Source organism: Chachezhania antarctica, from assembly GCF_003646465.1.
Classification (GTDB): domain Bacteria; phylum Pseudomonadota; class Alphaproteobacteria; order Rhodobacterales; family Rhodobacteraceae; genus Chachezhania; species Chachezhania antarctica.
Genome location: NZ_QZEX01000004.1, coordinates 266,243 through 285,952, shown reverse-complemented (window position 1 = coordinate 285,952; position 19,710 = coordinate 266,243). Strand labels below are relative to the sequence as shown.

At 65.9% G+C, this 19,710-nt stretch carries 22 protein-coding genes; 14 read left to right on the top strand and 8 right to left on the bottom strand.

Annotated features, from left to right (window positions below):
• Nucleotides 1–2: 2 nt before the first annotated feature.
• Nucleotides 3–701 (bottom strand): rhomboid family intramembrane serine protease, encoded by a 699-nt coding sequence (locus D4754_RS10395; protein ID WP_240453831.1) that lies wholly within the window; start codon nucleotides 699–701, stop codon nucleotides 3–5.
• Nucleotides 702–786: 85 nt separating this feature from the next.
• Between D4754_RS10395 and trpS the strand changes: the two genes are divergently transcribed.
• The 10 genes from trpS (at nucleotide 787) to D4754_RS10345 (ending at nucleotide 10,334) form a co-directional block, all read left to right on the top strand.
• A complete protein-coding gene (trpS, locus tag D4754_RS10390; RefSeq protein ID WP_121063182.1) occupies nucleotides 787–1,818 on the top strand; it encodes a tryptophan--tRNA ligase in 1,032 nt (343 codons plus the stop codon).
• A gap of 274 nt (nucleotides 1,819–2,092) precedes the next feature.
• Nucleotides 2,093–2,956, top strand: coding sequence for a branched-chain amino acid aminotransferase (locus D4754_RS10385; protein WP_121063180.1), 864 nt, complete (start codon nucleotides 2,093–2,095; stop codon nucleotides 2,954–2,956).
• Nucleotides 2,957–3,082: 126 nt separating this feature from the next.
• The gene (locus D4754_RS10380) at nucleotides 3,083–3,538 is read left to right on the top strand and encodes a universal stress protein (protein WP_121063419.1); all 456 of its coding nucleotides are present in this window, start codon (nucleotides 3,083–3,085) and stop codon (nucleotides 3,536–3,538) included.
• A gap of 120 nt (nucleotides 3,539–3,658) precedes the next feature.
• On the top strand, nucleotides 3,659–4,228 hold the full coding sequence (locus tag D4754_RS10375; RefSeq protein WP_121063417.1) for a NifU family protein: 570 nt from the start codon (nucleotides 3,659–3,661) through the stop codon (nucleotides 4,226–4,228).
• Nucleotides 4,228–4,923 (top strand): tRNA (adenosine(37)-N6)-threonylcarbamoyltransferase complex dimerization subunit type 1 TsaB, encoded by a 696-nt coding sequence (gene tsaB / locus D4754_RS10370; protein WP_121063178.1) that lies wholly within the window; start codon nucleotides 4,228–4,230, stop codon nucleotides 4,921–4,923. Before D4754_RS10375 ends, tsaB begins: the two co-directional genes overlap by 1 nt.
• A complete protein-coding gene (locus D4754_RS10365; protein WP_163025869.1) occupies nucleotides 4,920–5,330 on the top strand; it encodes a GNAT family N-acetyltransferase in 411 nt (136 codons plus the stop codon). Before tsaB ends, D4754_RS10365 begins: the two co-directional genes overlap by 4 nt.
• Nucleotides 5,331–5,540: 210 nt before the next feature.
• The gene (locus D4754_RS10360) at nucleotides 5,541–6,536 is read left to right on the top strand and encodes a BMP family lipoprotein (RefSeq protein ID WP_121063176.1); all 996 of its coding nucleotides are present in this window, start codon (nucleotides 5,541–5,543) and stop codon (nucleotides 6,534–6,536) included.
• Nucleotides 6,537–6,625: 89 nt separating this feature from the next.
• Nucleotides 6,626–8,188: an ABC transporter ATP-binding protein gene (locus D4754_RS10355; RefSeq protein WP_121063413.1), complete on the top strand. Its 1,563-nt coding sequence runs from the start codon at nucleotides 6,626–6,628 to the stop codon at nucleotides 8,186–8,188.
• Nucleotides 8,189–8,190: 2 nt separating this feature from the next.
• Nucleotides 8,191–9,288, top strand: coding sequence for an ABC transporter permease (locus D4754_RS10350; RefSeq protein ID WP_121063174.1), 1,098 nt, complete (start codon nucleotides 8,191–8,193; stop codon nucleotides 9,286–9,288).
• 80 nt (nucleotides 9,289–9,368) lie between these two features.
• Nucleotides 9,369–10,334 (top strand): ABC transporter permease, encoded by a 966-nt coding sequence (locus tag D4754_RS10345; RefSeq protein WP_121063173.1) that lies wholly within the window; start codon nucleotides 9,369–9,371, stop codon nucleotides 10,332–10,334.
• A 178-nt stretch (nucleotides 10,335–10,512) separates the two neighbouring features.
• Here the strand turns inward: D4754_RS10345 and rpiA are convergent, their stop codons facing one another.
• The gene (gene rpiA / locus D4754_RS10340) at nucleotides 10,513–11,235 is read right to left on the bottom strand and encodes a ribose-5-phosphate isomerase RpiA (RefSeq protein WP_121063171.1); all 723 of its coding nucleotides are present in this window, start codon (nucleotides 11,233–11,235) and stop codon (nucleotides 10,513–10,515) included.
• Between the two features lie 208 nt (nucleotides 11,236–11,443).
• Here rpiA and D4754_RS10335 point away from each other — a divergent pair, with 208 nt between their 5' ends.
• Both D4754_RS10335 and D4754_RS10330 read left to right on the top strand, forming a co-directional pair.
• Entirely contained in the window at nucleotides 11,444–12,820 is a 1,377-nt protein-coding gene (locus tag D4754_RS10335; protein WP_121063169.1) for an L-serine ammonia-lyase, read from the top strand.
• A gap of 106 nt (nucleotides 12,821–12,926) precedes the next feature.
• Nucleotides 12,927–13,874 carry a DMT family transporter gene (locus D4754_RS10330; protein WP_121063167.1) on the top strand — a complete coding sequence of 316 codons (948 nt, stop codon included), beginning with the start codon at nucleotides 12,927–12,929 and terminating at the stop codon, nucleotides 13,872–13,874.
• Here the strand turns inward: D4754_RS10330 and D4754_RS10325 are convergent.
• A complete protein-coding gene (locus tag D4754_RS10325) occupies nucleotides 13,834–14,538 on the bottom strand; it encodes a thiamine diphosphokinase (RefSeq protein ID WP_240453830.1) in 705 nt (234 codons plus the stop codon). The two genes, D4754_RS10330 and D4754_RS10325, sit on opposite strands and share 41 nt — an antisense overlap.
• Nucleotides 14,539–14,653: 115 nt before the next feature.
• On the opposite strand from D4754_RS10325, the gene D4754_RS10320 reads away from it, so the two are divergent.
• Nucleotides 14,654–15,799: a hypothetical protein gene (locus tag D4754_RS10320; protein ID WP_121063164.1), complete on the top strand. Its 1,146-nt coding sequence runs from the start codon at nucleotides 14,654–14,656 to the stop codon at nucleotides 15,797–15,799.
• A 6-nt stretch (nucleotides 15,800–15,805) separates the two neighbouring features.
• On the opposite strand, the gene D4754_RS10315 is transcribed toward D4754_RS10320, so the two are convergent.
• The 5 genes from D4754_RS10315 to nthA all read right to left on the bottom strand — a co-directional run bounded on the left by D4754_RS10315 (nucleotide 15,806) and on the right by nthA (nucleotide 19,093).
• Nucleotides 15,806–16,051, bottom strand: a complete 246-nt coding sequence (locus D4754_RS10315) for a DUF2842 domain-containing protein (protein ID WP_121063162.1) — start codon at nucleotides 16,049–16,051, stop codon at nucleotides 15,806–15,808.
• Nucleotides 16,051–17,343, bottom strand: coding sequence for an adenylosuccinate synthase (locus tag D4754_RS10310; RefSeq protein WP_121063160.1), 1,293 nt, complete (start codon nucleotides 17,341–17,343; stop codon nucleotides 16,051–16,053). The genes D4754_RS10315 and D4754_RS10310 overlap by 1 nt, the downstream gene beginning before the upstream one ends.
• Nucleotides 17,344–17,469: 126 nt before the next feature.
• On the bottom strand, nucleotides 17,470–17,802 hold the full coding sequence (locus D4754_RS10305; RefSeq protein WP_121063158.1) for a nitrile hydratase accessory protein: 333 nt from the start codon (nucleotides 17,800–17,802) through the stop codon (nucleotides 17,470–17,472).
• A complete protein-coding gene (nthB, locus tag D4754_RS10300; protein WP_121063156.1) occupies nucleotides 17,799–18,470 on the bottom strand; it encodes a nitrile hydratase subunit beta in 672 nt (223 codons plus the stop codon). Before nthB ends, D4754_RS10305 begins: the two co-directional genes overlap by 4 nt.
• Nucleotides 18,467–19,093: a nitrile hydratase subunit alpha gene (gene nthA / locus D4754_RS10295; RefSeq protein ID WP_121063154.1), complete on the bottom strand. Its 627-nt coding sequence runs from the start codon at nucleotides 19,091–19,093 to the stop codon at nucleotides 18,467–18,469. The genes nthB and nthA overlap by 4 nt, the downstream gene beginning before the upstream one ends.
• A 179-nt stretch (nucleotides 19,094–19,272) precedes the next feature.
• On the opposite strand from nthA, the gene secG reads away from it, so the two are divergent.
• Entirely contained in the window at nucleotides 19,273–19,662 is a 390-nt protein-coding gene (gene secG / locus D4754_RS10290; protein WP_121063152.1) for a preprotein translocase subunit SecG, read from the top strand.
• The last annotated feature ends 48 nt before the right edge of the window (nucleotides 19,663–19,710 follow it).

Below are 19,710 nucleotides of genomic sequence, written 5' to 3'. Positions count from 1 at the left end.
GATCAGTCCCGCCGGATCCGCGCCAGCAAGGCCCGCAATCCACCGGGCGCGAGAACGATCGACAAAACAAAGCCCGAAAGGAACCCGGCCAGATCCGCGATCCAGTCCTTCTGAACGTCGAAAAACAGCCCGAAGCCAAGCTGCACGCCCATCAGCACCGCGATCAGCGAAAAGGCCCGCAACTGGCTGGCGCCCACGATCTCCAGCGACCGCCACATAAGGTAGGTATATCCGCCGATCATGCCGTAGACCGCCGGGAACGAGCCCAGCAAGGGATAGGGATCGCCTGCGAGCAGCCCATAGGCCAGCGCCCCCACGGCCGAGGACACGAAGAAGATCAGCAGCATCGAAATCGCGCCGAAGACCTCGGCCACCATCTTGCCCAGCGCCAGCAGCATGACCCCCGCCACAAGGGCATTGGTAAAGCTCGCCGCAACGAACGGATAGCTCACGAAGCGGATCATGTGGTTCGCAGGCCAGCGCCCGGTTTCGATCATCCACCACAGGATGTCGCCCGAGAAACCGAAGCGCTGCACGGCGGCCAGTCGCCAGCCCACGGCCCCGGGACCGCCGACGATGCCCTGCGTGCCCAGGAAGAACGCCAGCTCGATCCCGATCAGAACGATGAACAGCGCCGCCACCACCGGCGGCATGGGCAGAACCGCCGGTTCCTCGCCATTTTCCCGATCGTCGTCCGACATCTGATCTCCTGCTCTGCTTGACGCCCTGCCCGCGCATGGGTAAGCGAACCCGGCCCCCTTGACCAGCCCGCAAGGCCCAGACCCCATGACCGACACCAACGCCGCCTTCACTCCCCGTGTCTTCTCGGGAATCCAGCCGTCCGGCGGATTGCATCTCGGCAATTACCTTGGTGCCATCAAGCGCTTCGTCGACATGCAGGGGGAGGATTTCCAGACCGTCTACTGCATGGTCGATCTCCACGCGATCACGGTCTGGCAGAACCCGACCGACTTGCGGAAGAACACGCGGGAGCTTTGCGCGGGCTTCATCGCGGCGGGCATCGACCCGGAACAATCCATCCTGATCAACCAGAGCCAGGTGCCTGAACACGCCCAGCTGGCATGGATCTTCAACTGCGTCGCCCGCATGGGATGGATGCAGCGGATGACCCAGTGGAAGGACAAGGCGGGCAAGAACACGCAGAACGCCTCGCTGGGCCTTCTGGCCTATCCCGCGCTGATGGCAGCCGACATCCTGATCTACCACGCCACCCATGTGCCCGTCGGCGAGGACCAGAAACAGCATCTCGAACTGACCCGCGACATCGCGATCAAGTTCAACCACGACTACGGCGTCGAGTTCTTCCCGCTGACCGAACCGGTCATCGAAGGGGCCGCCACGCGCGTGATGTCGCTCCGGGATGGATCGAAGAAGATGTCGAAATCAGATGCGTCCGACATGAGCCGCATCAACCTGACCGACGATGCCGATGCCATCGCCCAAAAGATCCGCAAGGCCCGCACCGACCCGGAGCCACTGCCCGAAACCCTGGACGGCCTGGCCGAGCGCCCCGAGGCCCGAAACCTTGTGAACATCTACGCGGCCCTGGCCGAAACAACTGCCGACGCGGTGATCGCCGAATATGGCGGCCAGCAGTTCGGCACTTTCAAACCGGCGCTGGCCGATCTGGCCGTCGAACGGCTAGCCCCCATTTCCACGGAAATGGCCCGCCTGATGGGCGAGCAGGACGAGATCGACCGCATCCTGACCCGCGGCGCAGAGCGCGCACGCGAAATCACCGCGCCGATCCTGAAGAAAACCTACGACATCGTCGGCATGGTGCCCCCGGCCATCTGAGGCCCGCGCCCGAATTCCACCCCGATCTGCCCCCGCGAACGGCAAGGAGGATCCCGCAAGGGATCCGACGGGGGTGAGCGGGCGGGCCGTTCGCGGGGGCGGATCGGCGGCAGCGGCACCAACAACTGCCCGATATTCAAGCAGATAGGCAACAGGCACGTGCAGATGCGCGCAGGTAACGCAGCCGTCATGCTGCGGCGCAGAGCCACTGTGGACCCCTGTCCACCCGCCCGGTAAGCTTCCGCCCGAGCGAAAACAATCGACAGGACGAAGCATGGCCGTTGGTACGAATATCCGAACATATTTCGAAGGCACATGGCACGATGGCGACGCGATGATCATGCGGGGGGCCGATCATGCCACCTGGCTCGGATCCTCGGTGTTCGACGGTGCCCGCCATTTCAACTCGAAAACCCCCGATCTCGAAGCGCATTGCGCGCGCCTCAACCGGTCGGCCGAAGCGATGCTCCTGCACCCCACGGTCGAGACCGAAGAGATGATGGAGATCGTACAGGAAGGGCTGGAACCCTATTCCGAAGACGCCGCGATCTACATCCGGCCGATCTACTGGGGCATCGACGGCAACGAAACCGCCGTCATGCCGGATGAGGAACAGACCGGCTTCGCCATTTCGCTGGAAGAGATGCCGATGCCCGGCTCCGCCTCCACCACCACGCTGACGCGCACCCGCTTCCGCCGTCCGGTGATGGATGACGCGGTTGTCAACGCCAAGGCCGGTGCGCTTTACCCCAACAACGCCCGCATGATGGCCGAGGCCCGCCGCAAGGGGTTCGGCAACGCGCTGGTCGCCGACGCCACCGGCAACGTGGCCGAAACCGCCACGGCGAATGTCTTCATGGTGAAGGATGGCGAGGTCTTCACCCCCATCCCGAACGGCACCTTCCTGGCCGGCATCACCCGGATGCGCCACATCCATAACATGCGCGCCGACGGCATGAAGGTGCACGAAACCGTCCTGTCCTTCGACGATTTCGAAGACGCGGACGAGGTCTTCCTGTCGGGCAACCTGTCCAAGGTCACGCCGGTCGTGGCCTTCGATGATGTGTCCTACCAGGCCGGGCCCGTCACCAAGCGTGTGCGCGAACTGTACTGGGACTGGGCCGCCTCGGTGCAATAGGCCCCGGAATAGTCCTTGGGCACGGCCATATCATTCGACGATTGTCATTCGCCCCCCGACTTGCGATGATCCCCCATGCCGGTTCTTCAGGCGCTCTTCGCCCTGGAACCTGCGGGGGAGAGCACAATGAGAAAATTCCTGGTTGTTCTCGATGACAGCCGCGAATGCCTGAACGCGATGCGGTTCGCCGCCATGCGTGCGGCCTCCACCGGTGCGGGGGTCACGATCCTGTCCGTGATCCCGCCCGAGGAATTCAACCACTGGATCGGCGTCGCCGACCTGATGCGGGCCGAAACCCGCGAACGGATCGAAGCCCATTACGAGGTTTTCGCCAAGTGGATGCGCGATCGCCAGAAGGTCGACCCCGAACTGGTGATCCGCGAGGGCGAGGCCGTCGATGAAATCCTGGCCCAGATCAAGGAAGACCCGACGATCGGCGTGCTGGTCCTGGGCGCCGGCGCCGAAGGCAAGGGGCCGGGGCCGCTCGTTGCGCATCTCTCCCGGTCGGCAGGCGACCTGCCGATCCCGATCACCATCGTGCCCGGCAATCTCAGCAAGGAAAAGCTGGAAGAAATCACCTGATCCTGCCCGACCGTGGCGAATCCCCTTGTGTCTCGCGCCCTCCAGTTTAAAATCATTCTAATTCTTGACTTCACCCTGCCCCGACCGCATATGCGGTAAAGATACATGGGAGATGCCGCGATGTTCATCCAGACCGAAGCGACACCGAATCCGGCCACGCTGAAATTCCTGCCGGGCCAGACCGTGCTCGACGCGGGCACTGCCGACTTTCCGACGGCCGAAGCCGCCGTCAAATCGCCGCTCGCCCAACGCATCTTCGATGTGTCGGGTGTCACCGGCGTGTTCTTCGGCAACGACTTCGTGACCGTCACCAAGGCCGACAGCATCGACTGGGATCACATCAAGCCCGCCATCCTTGGCGCGGTGATGGAGCACTACCAGTCCGGCGCGCCGGTGATGAACGAAGCCGGCCCCGACGCCGCCTCCGGCCACGCCGCCACCGAGGCGGGCGAGGACGAGGAAGTCGTGGGCCAGATCAAGGAACTGCTCGACACCCGCGTCCGCCCGGCGGTTGCGCAGGACGGTGGCGACATCACGTTCCACGGCTTCGAACGGGGTGTGGTCTACCTGCACATGCAGGGCGCCTGCGCCGGTTGCCCGTCCTCGACCCTGACGCTGAAAATGGGGATCGAGAACCTGCTGCGCCACTACATCCCCGAAGTGACCGAGGTCCGCCCCGTTCTCGCGTGATGACCGGTCCTTCGATCCTTGCCTTCGACACATCGGCCGCGCATTGCGCGGCCGCTTTGCTGTGCTATGACCAGATCGTCGCCAGCCGCTATGTGCCCATGACACGCGGACAGGCCGAAAGCCTGATGCCGCTGCTGGAAGAGGTCATGGAGGAACAGGCAATGCCCTGGGACGGGCTCGACGCCATCGGCGTTGGCATCGGTCCCGGCAATTTCACCGGTATCCGCATCGCCGTGTCCGCCGCCCGCGGCCTTGCGATGGGGCTGGGCATCCCCGCCATCGGAATCAGCGCCTTCGATATCCTCCGCGGCCCCACCGGCCCGACAGATGTGGCGCCGCAGCGCGTCGTGCTGCAATCCCAGCGCGCCGGGCTGTATATTCAGGACTACGTCAACGGTCGCCCCGCAGCGCCCCCGCAGCCGGGTGCCAACGGTTATGCAGGCTGGGCCGACGTTCCCGCCCCTGACGCCGGCTTCGCCATCGTAGGCCGTCACGCCACCGACATCGCGGCCCGGTGGGCGGTCAAAGGTATCGACGCCACGCTCCCCGACACGGGGATAGCAGACACAATCGCCCGCATCGCCGCGACGCGTCTTGCGCAGGGCGGGCCTGCCACGCCCCCCGCCCCGCTCTACCTCCGCCCCGCCGACGCCGCACCGTCGCGCGACGTGCCGCCAGTGTTGCTGGACGGATGACGCCCGATCTCATGGCCCGGATCCACCTGGCCGCCTTCGCCCAGTCCCGCCCCTGGACCGCCGGCGAGTTCGAAAGCCTCCTGTCCAGCAAGGGCACCCGCGCCGTGGGCGACGACCGCGCCTTCGCGCTCTACCGTGTCACAGCGGACGAGGCCGAGCTTCTGACCATCGCCACCGATCCCGGTCACCGCCGCCATGGCCTTGCCCGCGCGCTGATGGACCTGTGGCAGATGGAGGCCCACGCCATGGGGGCCGCGCGCGCCTTCCTGGAAGTCTCCGCCGACAATGGCCCGGCCTTCACGCTCTACCTCTCCTGCGGGTACGAGATCGTGGGCCGCCGCAAGGATTATTACCAACGTATGGACGGTCTGTCCGAAGATGCGCTTGTCATGCAGCGCACGCTTTGATCGCAGCTACCACAGGAACAGCCTTCCCCAACGCCGCTTCCGCAGAATTCCGTTGACCCTGCCAAGGCTTGCGTCCTTTATTCCCTCCATCGCCTGAGACCTGTCCGCAAGCCGCGGGCCCATGGGCCTCGTTCGCGTGGGCATTCCACGCCAGGCCGGCAGAGCCGCGGGACGCGGGCGTCTTGAACCTTCTGGCTTGGGAGAGCTCGCATGACTGTCTTCAAATCCTTCCTTGGCGCCACCGCCACACTCGCGCTGACCGCCGGCGCCGCGCTGGCCGAACCTGCCATGATCTACGATCTGGGCGGCAAATTCGACAAGAGCTTCAACGAAGCCGCCTTCGGCGGCGCCCAGCGCTGGTCGGAAGAGACCGGCGAAGAGTTCTACGAGATCGAGCTTCAGTCCGAAGCCCAGCGCGAACAGGCGCTCCGCCGCTTCGCCGAACGCGGCGCCAACCCGATCGTCATGGCCGGCTTCGCCTTCGCCGACGCACTGGGGGAAGTCGCGCCCGATTACCCGGACACCAAGTTCGTCATCATCGACATGGTCGTGGAAGAACCCAACGTACGTTCGGTGGTCTTCAACGAACACGAAGGCTCCTACCTCGTCGGCATGCTGGCGGCCGAGGCGTCCGAATCCGGCACCGTCGGTTTCATCGGTGGCATGGACATCCCGCTCATCCGCAAGTTCGCCTGTGGCTACGCGCAGGGCGTCAAGGCCGTGAGCCCGGATGCCGAGATCATCGCCAACATGACCGGCACCACCCCCGCCGCATGGAATGACCCGGTGAAGGGCTCCGAGCTGACCAAGGCGCAGATCAGCCAGGGCGCCGACGTGATCTATGCCGCGGCCGGCGGCACCGGCGTGGGCGTTCTGCAAACCGCCGCCGACGAAGGCATCCTGTCTATCGGCGTCGATTCCAACCAGAACTACATGCACCCTGGCAAGGTCCTCACCTCGATGACCAAGCGCGTCGACAACGCGGTCTACGATGCGTTCAGCGAGGGCGCCGATCTGGAACCGGGCTTCGTGGTGATGGGACTGTCGAACGATGGCGTGGGCTACGCGGTCGACGAACACAACGAGGCACTGATCACCGACGACATGACGGCTGCGGTCGAAAAGGCATCCGACGACATCGCCTCGGGTGCGATCACCGTGCACGACTACACGTCGGATGACAGCTGCCCGGATCTGCAGTTCTGATGCAGGACCGTAACGGTCCGGAAAGTGCGACGCGGCCGGGCGACAGCCCGGCCCCTGCCGTTCAGCCGCCCAAGGCGGCTGAACGGGGCATGTCGTCGGCGCAGCCGGCAATTGAACTGAAGGGTATTTCGAAGGCCTTCGGCCCGGTGCAGGCGAACAAGGATATCTCGATCTCCGTCGCCCCCGGCACGATCCACGGCATCATCGGCGAAAACGGCGCCGGGAAATCGACGCTCATGTCGATCCTCTACGGCTTCTACCGCGCCGACAGGGGGGAGATCTTCATCAACGGCCAAAAGGCCGATATCACCGACAGCCAGGCCGCCATCGCCGCCGGCATCGGCATGGTGTTCCAGCATTTCAAGCTGGTCGAAAACTTCACCGTTCTCGAAAACGTCATCCTCGGCGCTGAAGACGGCCGCCTCCTGCGCCCCTCGCTTGCCAAGGCGCGGCGCGAGCTGAAGGCGCTGGCCTCGGAATACGGGCTCGACGTCGATCCGGACGCCGTGATCCACGACATCGGCGTGGGCTTCCAACAGCGGGTCGAGATCCTGAAGGCGCTCTACCGGCAGGCCGATATCCTGATCCTCGACGAACCCACCGGCGTTCTGACCCCGGCCGAGGCCGACCAGCTGTTCCGCATCCTCCATCGTCTGAAGGACGAAGGCAAAACCATTATCCTGATCACCCACAAGCTGCGCGAGATCATGGAGGCGACCGACACCGTCTCCGTCATGCGCCGGGGCGAGATGGTGGCCACCCGCAAGACATCCGACACCGGCCCCGAAGAACTGGCCGAGCTCATGGTCGGCCGCAAGGTCCTCCTCCGCGTCGACAAGACCCCGGCCAAACCGGGCGCCGACGTGTTGCAGATCGAAGACCTGAAAGTTACCGACGAGTCCGGCGTCCTGCGTCTGAAGGGCATCGACCTGACGCTGAAGGCCGGTGAAATCCTTGGCCTCGCCGGAGTTGCCGGCAATGGACAGTCCGAGCTTCTCGAAGTGCTCGGCGGCATGTTGCCCGCCGTGGGCACCGTCACCGGCAGGGTCCGCATGAAGGGCGAGGTCCTGCCCCTGTCGGGCGCCGCGGGTGACGGCAAGGCCCGCCGCGCGGCCCATATCGGCCATGTGCCCGAAGATCGCCAGCGCGCGGGCCTCGTGATGGATTTCTTCGCCTGGGAGAACATCGCCTTCGGCTACCACGCCGACGCCGGATACCAGCGCTCGGGCCTTTTCATGGACAACCAGGGCCTCCGCCGCGAGGCTGCCGACAAGATGGACCGCTACGACGTCCGCCCCCCCGATCCGTGGCTGAAGGCCAAGAGCTTTTCCGGCGGGAACCAGCAGAAGATCGTCCTCGCGCGCGAGATCGAGCGGAAACCCTCGCTCCTCCTCGTGGGCCAACCGACGCGGGGCGTCGATATCGGCGCGATCGAGTTCATCCACCGCGAAATCGTGGCGCTGCGCGATGCCGGGGCCGCGATCCTTCTGGTGTCGGTCGAGCTGGACGAGATCCTGTCGCTCTCCGACCGTATCGCCGTCATGTTCGACGGCAAGATCATGGGCGAACGGCTGCCAGGCGAGACCGACGAAAAAGAGCTGGGCCTGCTGATGGCCGGCATGAACAACGCCGCCAGCGGGGAGGCCGCATAAAAATGGAAAAGATGCCGGCCTGGGCCGACGTGGTCCTGATTCCGCTGATCAGCCTGATCCTTGCGGCCGCGATTTCGGCCCTTGTCATCCTCTTCATCGGCGAAAGCCCCGCCGAGGCGCTGAATCTCATGGTCACCGGCGCGCTGGGATCGACCTATGGCTGGGGCTACACGCTTTACTACGCCACCAACTTCATCTTCACCGGGCTTGCCGTGACGGTCGCCTTCCACGCCAGGCTGTTCAACATCGGCGGCGAAGGCCAGGCGATGATCGGTGGCCTGGGCGTGGCCGTCGCGTGCCTTTACGTTCCGTGGCCACACTGGTCGCTGGCGCTTGTCGCGGCCTGCATCAGCGGCGCGGTATTCGGGGCCGCCTGGGCCGCGATCCCGGCCTGGCTGCAGGCCAAGCGCGGCAGCCATATCGTGATCACCACGATCATGTTCAACTTCATCGCCGCCGCTGTGCTGAACTACCTTCTGGTCAACGTGATGCGGCCCACGGGCTCGATGGACCCGGCGACCGAGCGCTTTGCCGAAACCATCCACCTGCCCACGCTGCACGAACTTCTGGCCCCCTTCAGCATCGCCTTTTCCAAGGCCCCGCCGGCCAATGTCAGCTTCCTTGTCGCGATCCTCGCCTGCGTCGCCGTCTGGGCGCTGATCTGGCGCACAAGGCTGGGATACGAGATCCGGGCCTTCGGCCATACCGAAACCGGAGCCGTCTATGCCGGGATCTCGCCGGTGAAGATCATCGTCGTCACCATGCTGATCTCGGGCGGCCTCGCGGGCCTCATGGGCATCAACAACGTGATGGGCGAGGCCGAGCGGCTGGTCCTGAACGCCACAGAAGGCGCGGGTTTCATCGGCATCGCCGTGGCGCTGATGGGCCGCGGTCATCCGGCGGGGGTGTTCCTGTCGGCGATCCTCTTCGGGTTCCTCTACCAGGGCGGGGCCGAGCTTGCGCTGTGGACGTCGATCCCGCGCGAGCTGATCGTGGTGATCCAGGCGCTGGTGATCCTCTTTACCGGTGCGCTCGACAACATGGTCCGCATGCCGCTGCAACAGGTCTTCGCCGCGTTGCGCCGGAAGGAAAGCACATGAATTTCACTCTCCCATCCCGCCCGCGCAGCCCGATGCCGGGCGGCTCCGTTTGTCCAGCGGCAAGGTTCCGAGGCTGACCGATGGATCTGGCAAGCATCCTGCAAATCCTTGAATCCACCATCCGGCTGTCAACACCCCTGCTGCTGGCCTGTCTCGCCGGACTGTTTTCCGAGCGCGCGGGGATCTTCGACATCGGGCTTGAGGGCAAGATGCTTGCCGCGGCCTTCTTCTCGGCTGCCGTGGCGTCGATGACCGGGTCCGTCTGGCTGGGGCTTCTGGCCGGGATCGCCGCGTCGCTGGTCCTGTCGGGGCTGCACGGGCTGGCCTCGATCACGTTCCGGGGGGATCAGCTGATCTCGGGCGTCGCGATCAACTTCCTTGCGGCGGGGATGACAGTGCTGATCGCGCAGGACTGGTTCCGGCAGGGCGGGCGCACACCGTCCCTGCCGTCCGACGCGCGCTTCAACCCGATCACCCTGCCCTTTGCCGACAGGGTGGCCGACGTGCCGGTGCTGGGCCCGGTCTATTCGGACCTCATGTCAGGCAATTCCATCCTAGTCTACGTGGCCTTCCTTGCGGTGCCCGCCACGTGGTGGGTGCTCTACCGCACACGTTTCGGCCTGCGCCTGCGCGCCGTGGGCGAAAACCCGGCCGCCGTCGACACCGCCGGCGTGTCCGTCGTGGCCCTTCGCTACGCGGCCGTGGGAATCTGCGGCGTGCTCTGCGGAATCGCGGGGGCCTATCTTGCCACGTCGCTTCAGGCGGGTTTCGTGAAGGACATGACCGCCGGCCGCGGCTACATCGCGCTGGCGGCGCTGATCTTCGCAAAGTGGCGGCCGTGGTACGCGCTCTGGTCCTGTCTCCTGTTCGGCGTGCTGCAGGCGGTGGCGCTGCGCTACCAGAACATCGACCTTGGCAGCTTGGTCATACCGGTCCAGTTCATGGACGCCCTGCCCTATATCCTGACGGTCGTGATCCTCGCCGGGTTCGTCGGCAAGGCGATCCCGCCCCGCGCCGGCGGTCAGCCCTACGTCAAGGAACGCTGACCGCGCCCCCGGACACTGCGCCTTCGCGCCAGCAGCCGATGCCTGTCCGCCTCCGGCGGGAGTATTTGAAGAAGAGAAGAAGATCAGGACGCGCCTTGTCTTCTTTGGTCCCTAAATACCTCGGGGGTCCGGGGGCAGAGCCCCCGGCCGACCGCTGCAAACGCGCCGTCAGGATGTGTCAGACAGCGGGGGCGCGCAGTTCGACGCGGCCGTCTTCGTGCCCGATCACGACCTGCGTACAGATGCCGATGAACAAGCCATTCTCGACCACGCCCGGCACCTGGTTCAGGTCCAGCGCCAGTTGCCGCGGATCGCCGATCCGGCCCAGGTGCAGGTCGAGGATGTAATTGCCCTCGTCCGACCTGAAGGGCTGATCGCCCGCCATGCGCATCGTGATCTCGCGGCCCTGGACGTCCGAGGTTTCCAGCGCCTTGGAGACCAGGGTCTGCGTGCCCTGCCAGCCAAAGGGAATGACCTCGATCGGCAGGGGGAATGCGCCCAGAGCCTCGACGTCCTTCGCGGCGTCGGCGATCACCACCATGCGGTCCGACAAGGTCGCCACGATCTTTTCCTGCAGGTGCGCACCGCCGCCACCCTTGATCAGGTTCAGGTGCGGGTCGAATTCGTCGGCGCCGTCGATGGTGAGGTCGAGCGTGCCGACCTCGTCGAGCGTCACGACGGGAATGCCCAGCTCGCGCGCCAGATCGGCGGTGCGGGTGGAGGTCGGCACGCCGCGGATATTCAGCCCTTCGTCCCGGACCCGTTCGCCCAGCCGGCGGACCATCCACGCGGCGGTGCTGCCGGTGCCAAGGCCGACCCGCATGCCGTCTTCGACCATGTCTGCCGCACTCCGGGCGGCGGCGCGTTTGGCTTTGTCGATGGGCGACATTTCTTCGGACATGGGACGGGCTCCTCCGGCGTTCGCCACGTTATAGACCGTCCCGCCTGCGGGCGCGAGCGCCGGGCCGCGCGGCGGCCACGATGTCGCGCAGCCTTGCATGAAGGGTCGTCTTCAGGCGCAAGGGCGGGCAGGCTCTCTGCTAGGCTCGCCCAGTATACCCGTCCCCGACCCGCCTGCCCGATCTGCCCGAAGGAGGGCTTTGCAACCGATGTTCGTATCCGTGCTCGACATGTTCAAGGTGGGCATCGGCCCGTCCTCCTCCCACACGATGGGGCCAATGGTGGCGGCCGCGCGGTTTCTGGACCTGATGCGTGCGTCTCCGTTTGACTTCGCGGGTGTGCGTGCATCCTTGCATGGATCACTGGCCTTCACCGGCGTCGGGCACGCCACCGACCGGGCGACGATCCTCGGCCTCGCCGGGTTCACGCCGGATGGCTATGACGCCGAAGCCGCCGACTCGGCGCTGGAGGAGATCCGGGCCACCGGCACGATCCATCCCGACGGGTTGGGCCCGCTGACCTTCCGGCCGGCCATCGACCTTGTCTTCGACTACGACCGCAAGTTGCCGGGCCACACCAACGGCATGCTGCTGGCGGCCACAGATGAACAGGGCGATGTCACGCTGAGCCAGGTCTACTACTCCATCGGCGGCGGCTTCGTCATGACCGAGGAAGAACTTGCCGCCGGCAAGGCCACCGAAGAAGAAGGCCCGGCCATCCCCTTCCCGTTCCAGAGCGCCGCCGAGATGCTGGAAATGGCAGCGCAATCGGGCAAGTCCATCGCCGCGATGAAGCGCGAGAACGAGGCGGCGCGCGTCGGGCGCGGAGTGATGACACAGGGCACCGAGCGCGTCTGGCAAGTAATGTCGGACTGCATCGACCGGGGCCTGGATGCAGGTGGCCAACTGCCCGGCGGCCTGAACGTCCGACGACGGGCGCAAGCCATCCATCAGGCGCTGCTGGCCGAACGCGGCCAAAACCTTGCCCCGCCGCACACGATCAACGACTGGATCGCCGTCTATGCCATGGCGGTGAACGAGGAAAACGCCGCTGGCGGGCAGGTCGTCACCGCGCCCACCAATGGGGCCGCAGGCGTGATGCCTGCGGTGATCCGGTATTACCTGGATCATGTCCCCGGCGCCTCCTCGGCCCGGGTAGAGGAGTTCCTGCTGACCGCTGCCGCCATCGGCGGGCTGATCAAGTACAACGCCTCGATCTCGGGGGCCGAAGCCGGGTGCCAGGCCGAGGTCGGCAGCGCGGCCGCCATGGCCGCCGCAGGCCTGTGTGCCGTGCTGGGCGGCAGCCCCGCGCAGATCGAAAACGCGGCCGAGATCGCGCTGGAACATCACCTTGGCATGACCTGCGATCCGGTTCGCGGGCTGGTGCAGGTACCGTGCATCGAACGCAACGGGCTGGGTGCGATCAAGGCCGTGGCGGCCGCCGGACTGGCCCTGCGCGGGGACGGTACGCATCTTGTGCCGCTGGACGCCTGCATCGAAACCATGCGCCAGACCGGCGCCGACATGAGCGAGAAGTACAAGGAGACGGCCCTGGGCGGATTGGCAGTGAACATTCCGAATTGCTGAATGTACGATGTCGTCGTTTTCCTTTAGATGCACGCTATACTCATCATTTGATATCTCGCGCAACCTGCGCTTGCACAAATTCTTAAGCTGTCCTAGCTTGCCGTGCATGGCAACTGACCGCCCCATTCTTGGCCTGTCGCTGATGCTGGCCTTCTGTCTGATCGCTCCGTTCGGCGAGACCTTCGCCAAGCTTCTGGGCGACGCGGTTCCGATTGGTCAGGTCGTTTTTCTGCGCTATGGCATGCAGGCCGCGATGCTGATCCCGCTGGTCTGGGCAACGGGCCGGATCTGGAGGATGCGCGGTCGGATCCTTCGGCTGACGATCATCCGCACGTTGTTCCAGATGGCCGGCATCGCCACCATGTTTGCCGCGCTGCGGTACCTGCCGCTGGCCGACTGCATCGCCATCGCCTTCGTGATGCCGTTTGTCCTTCTTCTGCTGGGAAAACTGCTTCTAAACGAAACCATCGGACCCCAACGTCTGAGCGCCTGCATCGTGGGATTCGGCGGCACGTTGCTGGTGATCCAGCCCAGCTTCGTCAACATCGGTTGGCCGGCGCTCCTGCCGCTTGGGGTTGCATTCACCTTCTCGTTCTTCGTGCTGACCACCCGCCAGATCGCGGCCCATACCGACCCGATCAGCCTGCAGGCGGTCAGCGGCGTGATGGCCGTGGTGCTTGTCCTGCCTGCTCTGGGCCTGGGCGCGGTTACGGATTTCGCGCCGCTGCAGATCGTGACACCCACGGCCATCGACTGGACGTTCCTAATCGGCCTTGCCACCGTCGGCACCGGGGCGCATTTGCTGATGACCTATTCGTTGAAGTTCGCGCCGTCCGCCATGCTGGCCGCACTTCAGTATATCGAAATCCCCGTCGCCGCGCTGATCGGCTGGTTCATCTTCGGCGATTTCCCCAATTTCCAGGCCTGCGTCGGAATCGTGGTCACGATTGGCGCGGGACTTTACGTCATGGTGTACGAGCATTCCAACGCCCGCGCGACCGAAGCCGCCCGCGTCAGCGAGACCCAACCGCCGGAGAACGCACAAGCGCTGTGATCGCAGCGTCGAAGGCGGACCGCGGCAGCATGACCAGCATGCCCGGCCCCGCCATGTCGATCCGCAACGGCCCCAACGCGCGGTTCGACGTGCCCACCCGATCGCCCGGCGCGAAATGCAGCCCATCGATGGGCCATTCCAATCCCGTGGAGCGGCCAGCGACGGGGCGCATCGGGAACAGCGACACCGGATCGCCAGGGCTCAGCGCGATCTCGAAAACCGGCGGCAGGTGGAAGACGACCTCGCTCGGGCCCAGCATCAGGCAGGGCCGGTCCGAATGGCGCACAAGCACGTTAAGCGCCGCCAGTTGGTGGTCCAGTCTTGCGCCCAGAAACCCCACCGCCAGGATCAACGGAGCCGAGATCGACCGCAACGCCTTGTCGAAATCTGTGCTGTCCTGTTCGGCGATCCGGAACTGCCGGTCGGCGGGGATCCGGGCCAGCGCCCCGGGGGGCAGCGAATCGAAGTCGCCGATCACGGCCTGTGGCACATGCCCCGCGGCCAGCGCCGGAATCGCCCCGCCATCGGCGGCGACCAGCACCGGTGCACGTTCCAGCGCCAGTAACAGGTCCGCTTCCGTCACCAATCCGCCGCCAATGAGGGTGACTGGCGACGATACATCGACAATCGGCGCTGCGGGATCAGAAGTCTTGGAATTGTCCACGTCAGATCCCATTCCGGTCACAAAATGATAGGCTATTTGGCACAGATTCGGTCTGCATCGGGGGCGCCGGCCCGTCAAGCCGCGTTTCGGAATGCGTGATGGGGATGGTAACAGCATGGCAGACACGACCAAGGTGCTCACGGTGTCCTATGGTGCGTTTTCCTGCAAGCTGGAAGGGTTCGAAGAACCGCTTGAGGCGATGAAAACGATTGCCGGGCATTTCCGGGCGCTCGCCGCGGAAGACCGAAGCTTCGGCGCGCAACCGATACCGTCCGGAGCGGGCCAGGACCCCGCGACGAACGAACTTGCCGACCGGATGGAACCTGCGCCGGATGCCAAGGTCCGGACGGAAGAAACACCGCCTGCCACCGCCACGGACGCGCCCCCGCCGGACAGCGCGACGCAGGCGGCCTCAATCGCCGCCAAATTGCAGCGCATCCGTGCGGCTGTTGCGCCGGTCCCCCTGGCCGAAGATGCGCAGGCTGATCCGATCGCCGGCGCGGGCACCACGGTCAGTGGCGCCCTGCCGACAGAAGCCGAAAACGAGGAACAGCCGCTCCAAGAGCAAACCGCTGCGGAAGGGCTATCCGCGGACGAAGTGCCGGGCCTCGCGGTCATCCCGTCCCCCTTACTTCTCAAGAAACCTGCCGTTGTCGGGGAGAGAGAGGCCGATGTCGCGCGCCTCATGGCAACCGCGTCGCGGAAACTCGATGATGCGGAGGCCCGATCGAACCACGACACCTACCGCCACCTTCGCGCCGCGGCCGCAGCGGCCGCGGGGGATCGCACGCGGGCCGATCCTGCGCGGGACGGCGACTACCGCAGCGATCTTTCCGATTCCGTCCGTCTTCATACTGCGGCCGGGTCTGGCGCCCGGCCGAAGCCATTGAAACTTGTTGCCGCGCAGCGGGTCGATGAAACCCGCGATCCCCGGCCCGATCTCCCTGTATCCGTCCCCCCGGACCCGCATGACATGCCGCCGCCGGACGCGGGGCCATCGCTCGCGGGTCAGGATTTAAGCGACATCGACACGCTCATCGCCATGTCCGCGGTGACCCTGTCGCAGACCGACGGGGCCGATGGTTTCACCCGGCGCAGGCTTTTTCGAACGGTGCGAGAGGTTCAGGGCAAGGATTTCGTCCGCGACACCGCGCTCCGGGCCCTTCATCGGCTGATCGACAACGGCAGCATCGCCAGGCTGGCGGACGGCCGTCTGATCGCCGGTGACCGGCTGGCCGACCCGGCCCACGCGGCCGGCTGAGATGCCTCAGGCGTCGGGGTCGGGTTTGCCGATTCCCTTGAAGACAAAGCGCAGCGGGAACGTCCACAGCACCCCAAGCACGGCGTAGACGATGAATTCGACCCAGATCGGCGGTCGGTCCAGCAGCGTCACCACCGTCACGACGGCGAAGATGTAGGCCGGCAGCGCCAGCACCAGAATGACAAGAGACCACCGCCGCCGTGCGCGGTAGGACAGCCCCTTGCGTTCCTTCTTTTCGGGTTCCTGTGTCATCAGTCTTGGAACGGATCTGTCACGAGGATCGTATCCTCCCGCTCGGGCGAGGTCGACAGCATCGCCACCGGGCAGCCGATCAGCTCCTCCACGCGGCGGACATACTTGATCGCGTTGGCGGGCAGGTCCGCCCAGCTGCGCGCACCTTCGGTCGATTCGCTCCAGCCCGGGAGTTCCTCGTACACCGGCGTGCAGCGCGCCTGTTCGTCGGCGGCAGTGGGCAGATAGTCCAGCGGCTTGCCGTCCAGTTCGTAGCCCACGCACACTTTCAGCACGTCGAACCCGTCCAGCACGTCGAGCTTCGTCAGCGCGATGCCGTTCACGCCCGAGGTCTGGCAGGTCTGCCGCACGAGGCAGGCATCGAACCAGCCGCAGCGACGCTTGCGGCCCGTGGTTGTGCCGAATTCATGGCCCCTTGTGCCCAGCCGTTCGCCATCGTCGTCCATCAACTCGGTCGGGAACGGGCCTTCGCCGACGCGGGTCGTGTAGGCCTTGACGATCCCCAGCACGAAATCGATCGCATCGGGGCCGACGCCCGTCCCCGTGGCCGCCTGCCCGGCGATCACGTTGGACGAGGTAACATAAGGATACGTGCCGAAATCGATATCCAAGAGCGCACCCTGCGCACCTTCGAACAGGATCCGCTTGCCCGCGCGGCGGTGTTCGTTCAGCACCTTCCACACCGGGGCTGCGTATTGCAGGATCTCGTCCGCGATCGCCTTCAGGTCGGCGATCAGGGCGTCGGCGTCGATCGCCTCCAGCCCCAGCCCGGCCCGCAGAGCGTTGTGGTGGACGAGGGCCCGGCCGACCCGCAGTTCCAGCGTCGCGTCATCGCCCAGATCCGCCACGCGGATCACCCGGCGACCGACCTTGTCCTCGTAGCAAGGCCCGATCCCGCGCCCCGTGGTCCCGATCTTGGCCACGGAATTCTGCGCCTCGCGCGCGCGGTCCAGTTCGCCGTGAAAGGGCAGGATCAGCGGCGTGTTCTCGGCGATCATCAGCGTCTCGGGCGTGATGGTCACGCCCTGCGCGCGGATCGCGGCGATTTCCTTGATCAGGTGCCACGGGTCCAGCACCACGCCATTGCCGATCACCGACAGCTTGCCCTTCCGCACGACGCCCGATGGCAGGGCGTGCAGCTTGTAGACTTCCCCGTCGATCACCAGCGTATGGCCGGCATTGTGCCCGCCCTGGAAGCGCGCGATCACGTCGGCGCGCTCCGAAAGCCAGTCGACGATCTTGCCTTTTCCCTCGTCGCCCCATTGGGCGCCGACAACCACGACGTTGGCCATATGATGTCTCCCCGGCGTCTGTCCGGCGCCCCGTATACGCAAAGGGGCGCCGACCTGAAAGCTGCAATTCGACGCGCTCGGCGGCCCGAGCGCAAACATCGTGTGCGCCGCAGGCGCGCCTTTGGATCAGGCGCGCACGCCGCCCTTCAGAACAACGGGCTCTCCGTGCGGTGTCGTCAGGTACGCCGCCTCCCAATCCGCCCGCACACGCTCCACCTCGTCGGGTGCGGCCTGCCCCAGTTCGGCAAGGAAGCTTTCCAGAACCTCGAGCCAGACCAGGAAGTAATCCTCGCCCCCGTCAAGCTCGCGCTCCAGCCCTCGGGCCTTCAATCCCGCGCCGAACCGCTCTGCCCAATCAGGCCAGGCGAACAGCCCGGATTCGTTCAGATGTACAGTCAGCGCAAAGACCTGCGCGTGCCAGGGCGCTTCGAAAACGGGTTCCGGTGCGTTATCGGTCATGCCGGTTCCAGGTAGCTTTGCCACAGATCCACGATGACCTCGTCCCGCGGATGCTCCGGCGCGGCCCAGATTTCGCCCGCCGCGAAGGCGACGGCATAAAGCGGCTCGGGCGCCTCGCCCAGACCGTGGGCATTGGTGTCGGGCAGGACGAAGGTGCCATGCATCCGCACCACGCGGCCTGTTGCGCCCGCCGCATAGCCCGGCAGACGGGTGTGCCCGCCATCGACGAACCGGTTCGCCGCCGGTCGCAAGGTCCGCACCATATCGCCGGGCCCGAAGCGCGCCGCCACATTGCTGTCCCGATCCGCCGGTGCCCCCTTGGCCAGAGCAGCCGGCACCGCGTCCGCTGCAAGCGGCGAAAAAGCCGGCGCATCCTCTGCTGTGCCCGTTTCCAGTTCGGCGCGGGACAACACCCCGGTCTCGACGGCGATGTCGGCCAGCCCCGCCAGCCATTTCTCGTAATAGGTGAACCGCGCGTAATCCGCGGGCCTGACCGATTCCCGTGCGTGGCGGGACATGTCGATGTTCCACTTGCCGCAGGCCCCGGCCGCCACGGTCAACGCCATGGCGCGTGCCTGCCACGCTTCCGGGTAATGCTCCGCATCCTCCGCCTCGGGCACCACCGGCCCGTCGCCGAAACGCCCGCCCATGTCGTGCACCCGGCTCATGCGGCGTCCGGAGACAGAGCCAGCCCCGTCCCGATCATGCTGTCCCGTGTGACGAGGGCCGACAGCCGGTCCACGTCCCAACCTTCCGTCCCCAAGGGGCGTTCAGGGATCACCAGATACCGGATTTCGGCCGTCGAATCCCAGACGCGCACGGCCTTGTCCCCGGGCAGGGTCACGCCGAAATCGGCCAGCACCTTCCGGGGCTCCCGCACCGCGCGGGCGCGGTAGGCGTCGCTCTTGTACCATGCCGGCGGGATGCCCAGCAGAGGCCACGGGTAGCAACTGCACAAGGTACATACGACCATGTTGTGGGTATCGGCCGTGTTCTCGACCGCCACGACATGTTCGCCCTGCCGCCCGAAGAACCCAAGCTCCGACACCACCGCCGTCGCGTCTTGCATCAACCGCGCACGGAACCCGTCATCGGCCCAGGCGCGGGCGACAACGGCCGCGCCGTTACGGGGGCCGATCTTCGTCTCGTAGGTATCGATGATCGCATCCATCGCGGCGGGGTCGACAACGCCCTTGGCTGTCAGGATGGTTTCCAGCGCCTTGACCCGCAGCGCCGGATCCGGTGGCAGGAGCGCATGCGGGTGGTCGTCATGTCCGGTATCATGTGGCATGGCCGGACAATGCGCCCGCGAGTCCGACCTGTCCAGCCCCGGCTGCGTCCCGCCCGCACCCAGATCTTGCCTTGCGCCCACGGGCGATCTTCCCTACATACCGCGCGATCAAACTCATGCCCGTCCGGGCAGGGATTTCTATTGTCTTCCCGCCGGACCCAGACTGCCGGATCCCCACTATGGAAAACGTCGTCCTTGTCATTCACCTGCTTCTGGCCCTCGGGCTGGTGGGCGTGGTGCTGCTGCAACGCTCCGAAGGGGGCGGGCTCGGCATGGGGTCGAGCGGTGGTGGCGCAGGCGGCGGCGTGATGTCGGGCCGGGCCGCGGCCACGGCCCTTGGCAAGATCACGTGGGGGCTTGCGATAGCTTTCATCTGCACGTCGATCTGGCTGACGATCCTTGCGGCACAGAATTCCGCCGACAGCTCGGTCCTTGACCGGATCGGCCCCGAATTGCCGACCGAGACGACGGGCGACGCCCCGGCCGTGCCCGGCCTTCCCGCCGCGGGGTCCGACCTGCTGCCGCCCAGTGCCGGTGATTCCGGCCCGACGGTTCCGCGCGCCGACTGATCCGGCGCGCCTTTTCTGCATGCGTTTCAGACGGCTGCGCGTACTTGC

Bases quoted from the DNA above. Each gene is read 5' to 3' on its own strand.
- D4754_RS10350 (WP_121063174.1), top strand. From the start codon at position 8,191: ATGGAAAAGATGCCGGCCTGGGCCGACGTGGTCCTGATTCCGCTGATC.
- nthB (WP_121063156.1), bottom strand. From the start codon at position 18,470: ATGAGCCGGGTGCACGACATGGGCGGGCGTTTCGGCGACGGGCCGGTG.
- D4754_RS10380 (WP_121063419.1), top strand. From the start codon at position 3,083: ATGAGAAAATTCCTGGTTGTTCTCGATGACAGCCGCGAATGCCTGAAC.
- D4754_RS10365 (WP_163025869.1), top strand. From the start codon at position 4,920: ATGACGCCCGATCTCATGGCCCGGATCCACCTGGCCGCCTTCGCCCAG.
- D4754_RS10310 (WP_121063160.1), bottom strand. From the start codon at position 17,343: ATGGCCAACGTCGTGGTTGTCGGCGCCCAATGGGGCGACGAGGGAAAA.
- D4754_RS10320 (WP_121063164.1), top strand. From the start codon at position 14,654: ATGGCAGACACGACCAAGGTGCTCACGGTGTCCTATGGTGCGTTTTCC.
- tsaB (WP_121063178.1), top strand. From the start codon at position 4,228: ATGACCGGTCCTTCGATCCTTGCCTTCGACACATCGGCCGCGCATTGC.
- D4754_RS10355 (WP_121063413.1), top strand. From the start codon at position 6,626: ATGTCGTCGGCGCAGCCGGCAATTGAACTGAAGGGTATTTCGAAGGCC.
- D4754_RS10330 (WP_121063167.1), top strand. From the start codon at position 12,927: ATGGCAACTGACCGCCCCATTCTTGGCCTGTCGCTGATGCTGGCCTTC.
- D4754_RS10305 (WP_121063158.1), bottom strand. From the start codon at position 17,802: ATGACCGATAACGCACCGGAACCCGTTTTCGAAGCGCCCTGGCACGCG.
- D4754_RS10335 (WP_121063169.1), top strand. From the start codon at position 11,444: ATGTTCGTATCCGTGCTCGACATGTTCAAGGTGGGCATCGGCCCGTCC.
- D4754_RS10395 (WP_240453831.1), bottom strand. From the start codon at position 701: ATGTCGGACGACGATCGGGAAAATGGCGAGGAACCGGCGGTTCTGCCC.
- D4754_RS10345 (WP_121063173.1), top strand. From the start codon at position 9,369: ATGGATCTGGCAAGCATCCTGCAAATCCTTGAATCCACCATCCGGCTG.
- D4754_RS10315 (WP_121063162.1), bottom strand. From the start codon at position 16,051: ATGACACAGGAACCCGAAAAGAAGGAACGCAAGGGGCTGTCCTACCGC.
- nthA (WP_121063154.1), bottom strand. From the start codon at position 19,093: ATGCCACATGATACCGGACATGACGACCACCCGCATGCGCTCCTGCCA.
- D4754_RS10360 (WP_121063176.1), top strand. From the start codon at position 5,541: ATGACTGTCTTCAAATCCTTCCTTGGCGCCACCGCCACACTCGCGCTG.
- secG (WP_121063152.1), top strand. From the start codon at position 19,273: ATGGAAAACGTCGTCCTTGTCATTCACCTGCTTCTGGCCCTCGGGCTG.
- D4754_RS10385 (WP_121063180.1), top strand. From the start codon at position 2,093: ATGGCCGTTGGTACGAATATCCGAACATATTTCGAAGGCACATGGCAC.
- rpiA (WP_121063171.1), bottom strand. From the start codon at position 11,235: ATGTCCGAAGAAATGTCGCCCATCGACAAAGCCAAACGCGCCGCCGCC.
- trpS (WP_121063182.1), top strand. From the start codon at position 787: ATGACCGACACCAACGCCGCCTTCACTCCCCGTGTCTTCTCGGGAATC.
- D4754_RS10375 (WP_121063417.1), top strand. From the start codon at position 3,659: ATGTTCATCCAGACCGAAGCGACACCGAATCCGGCCACGCTGAAATTC.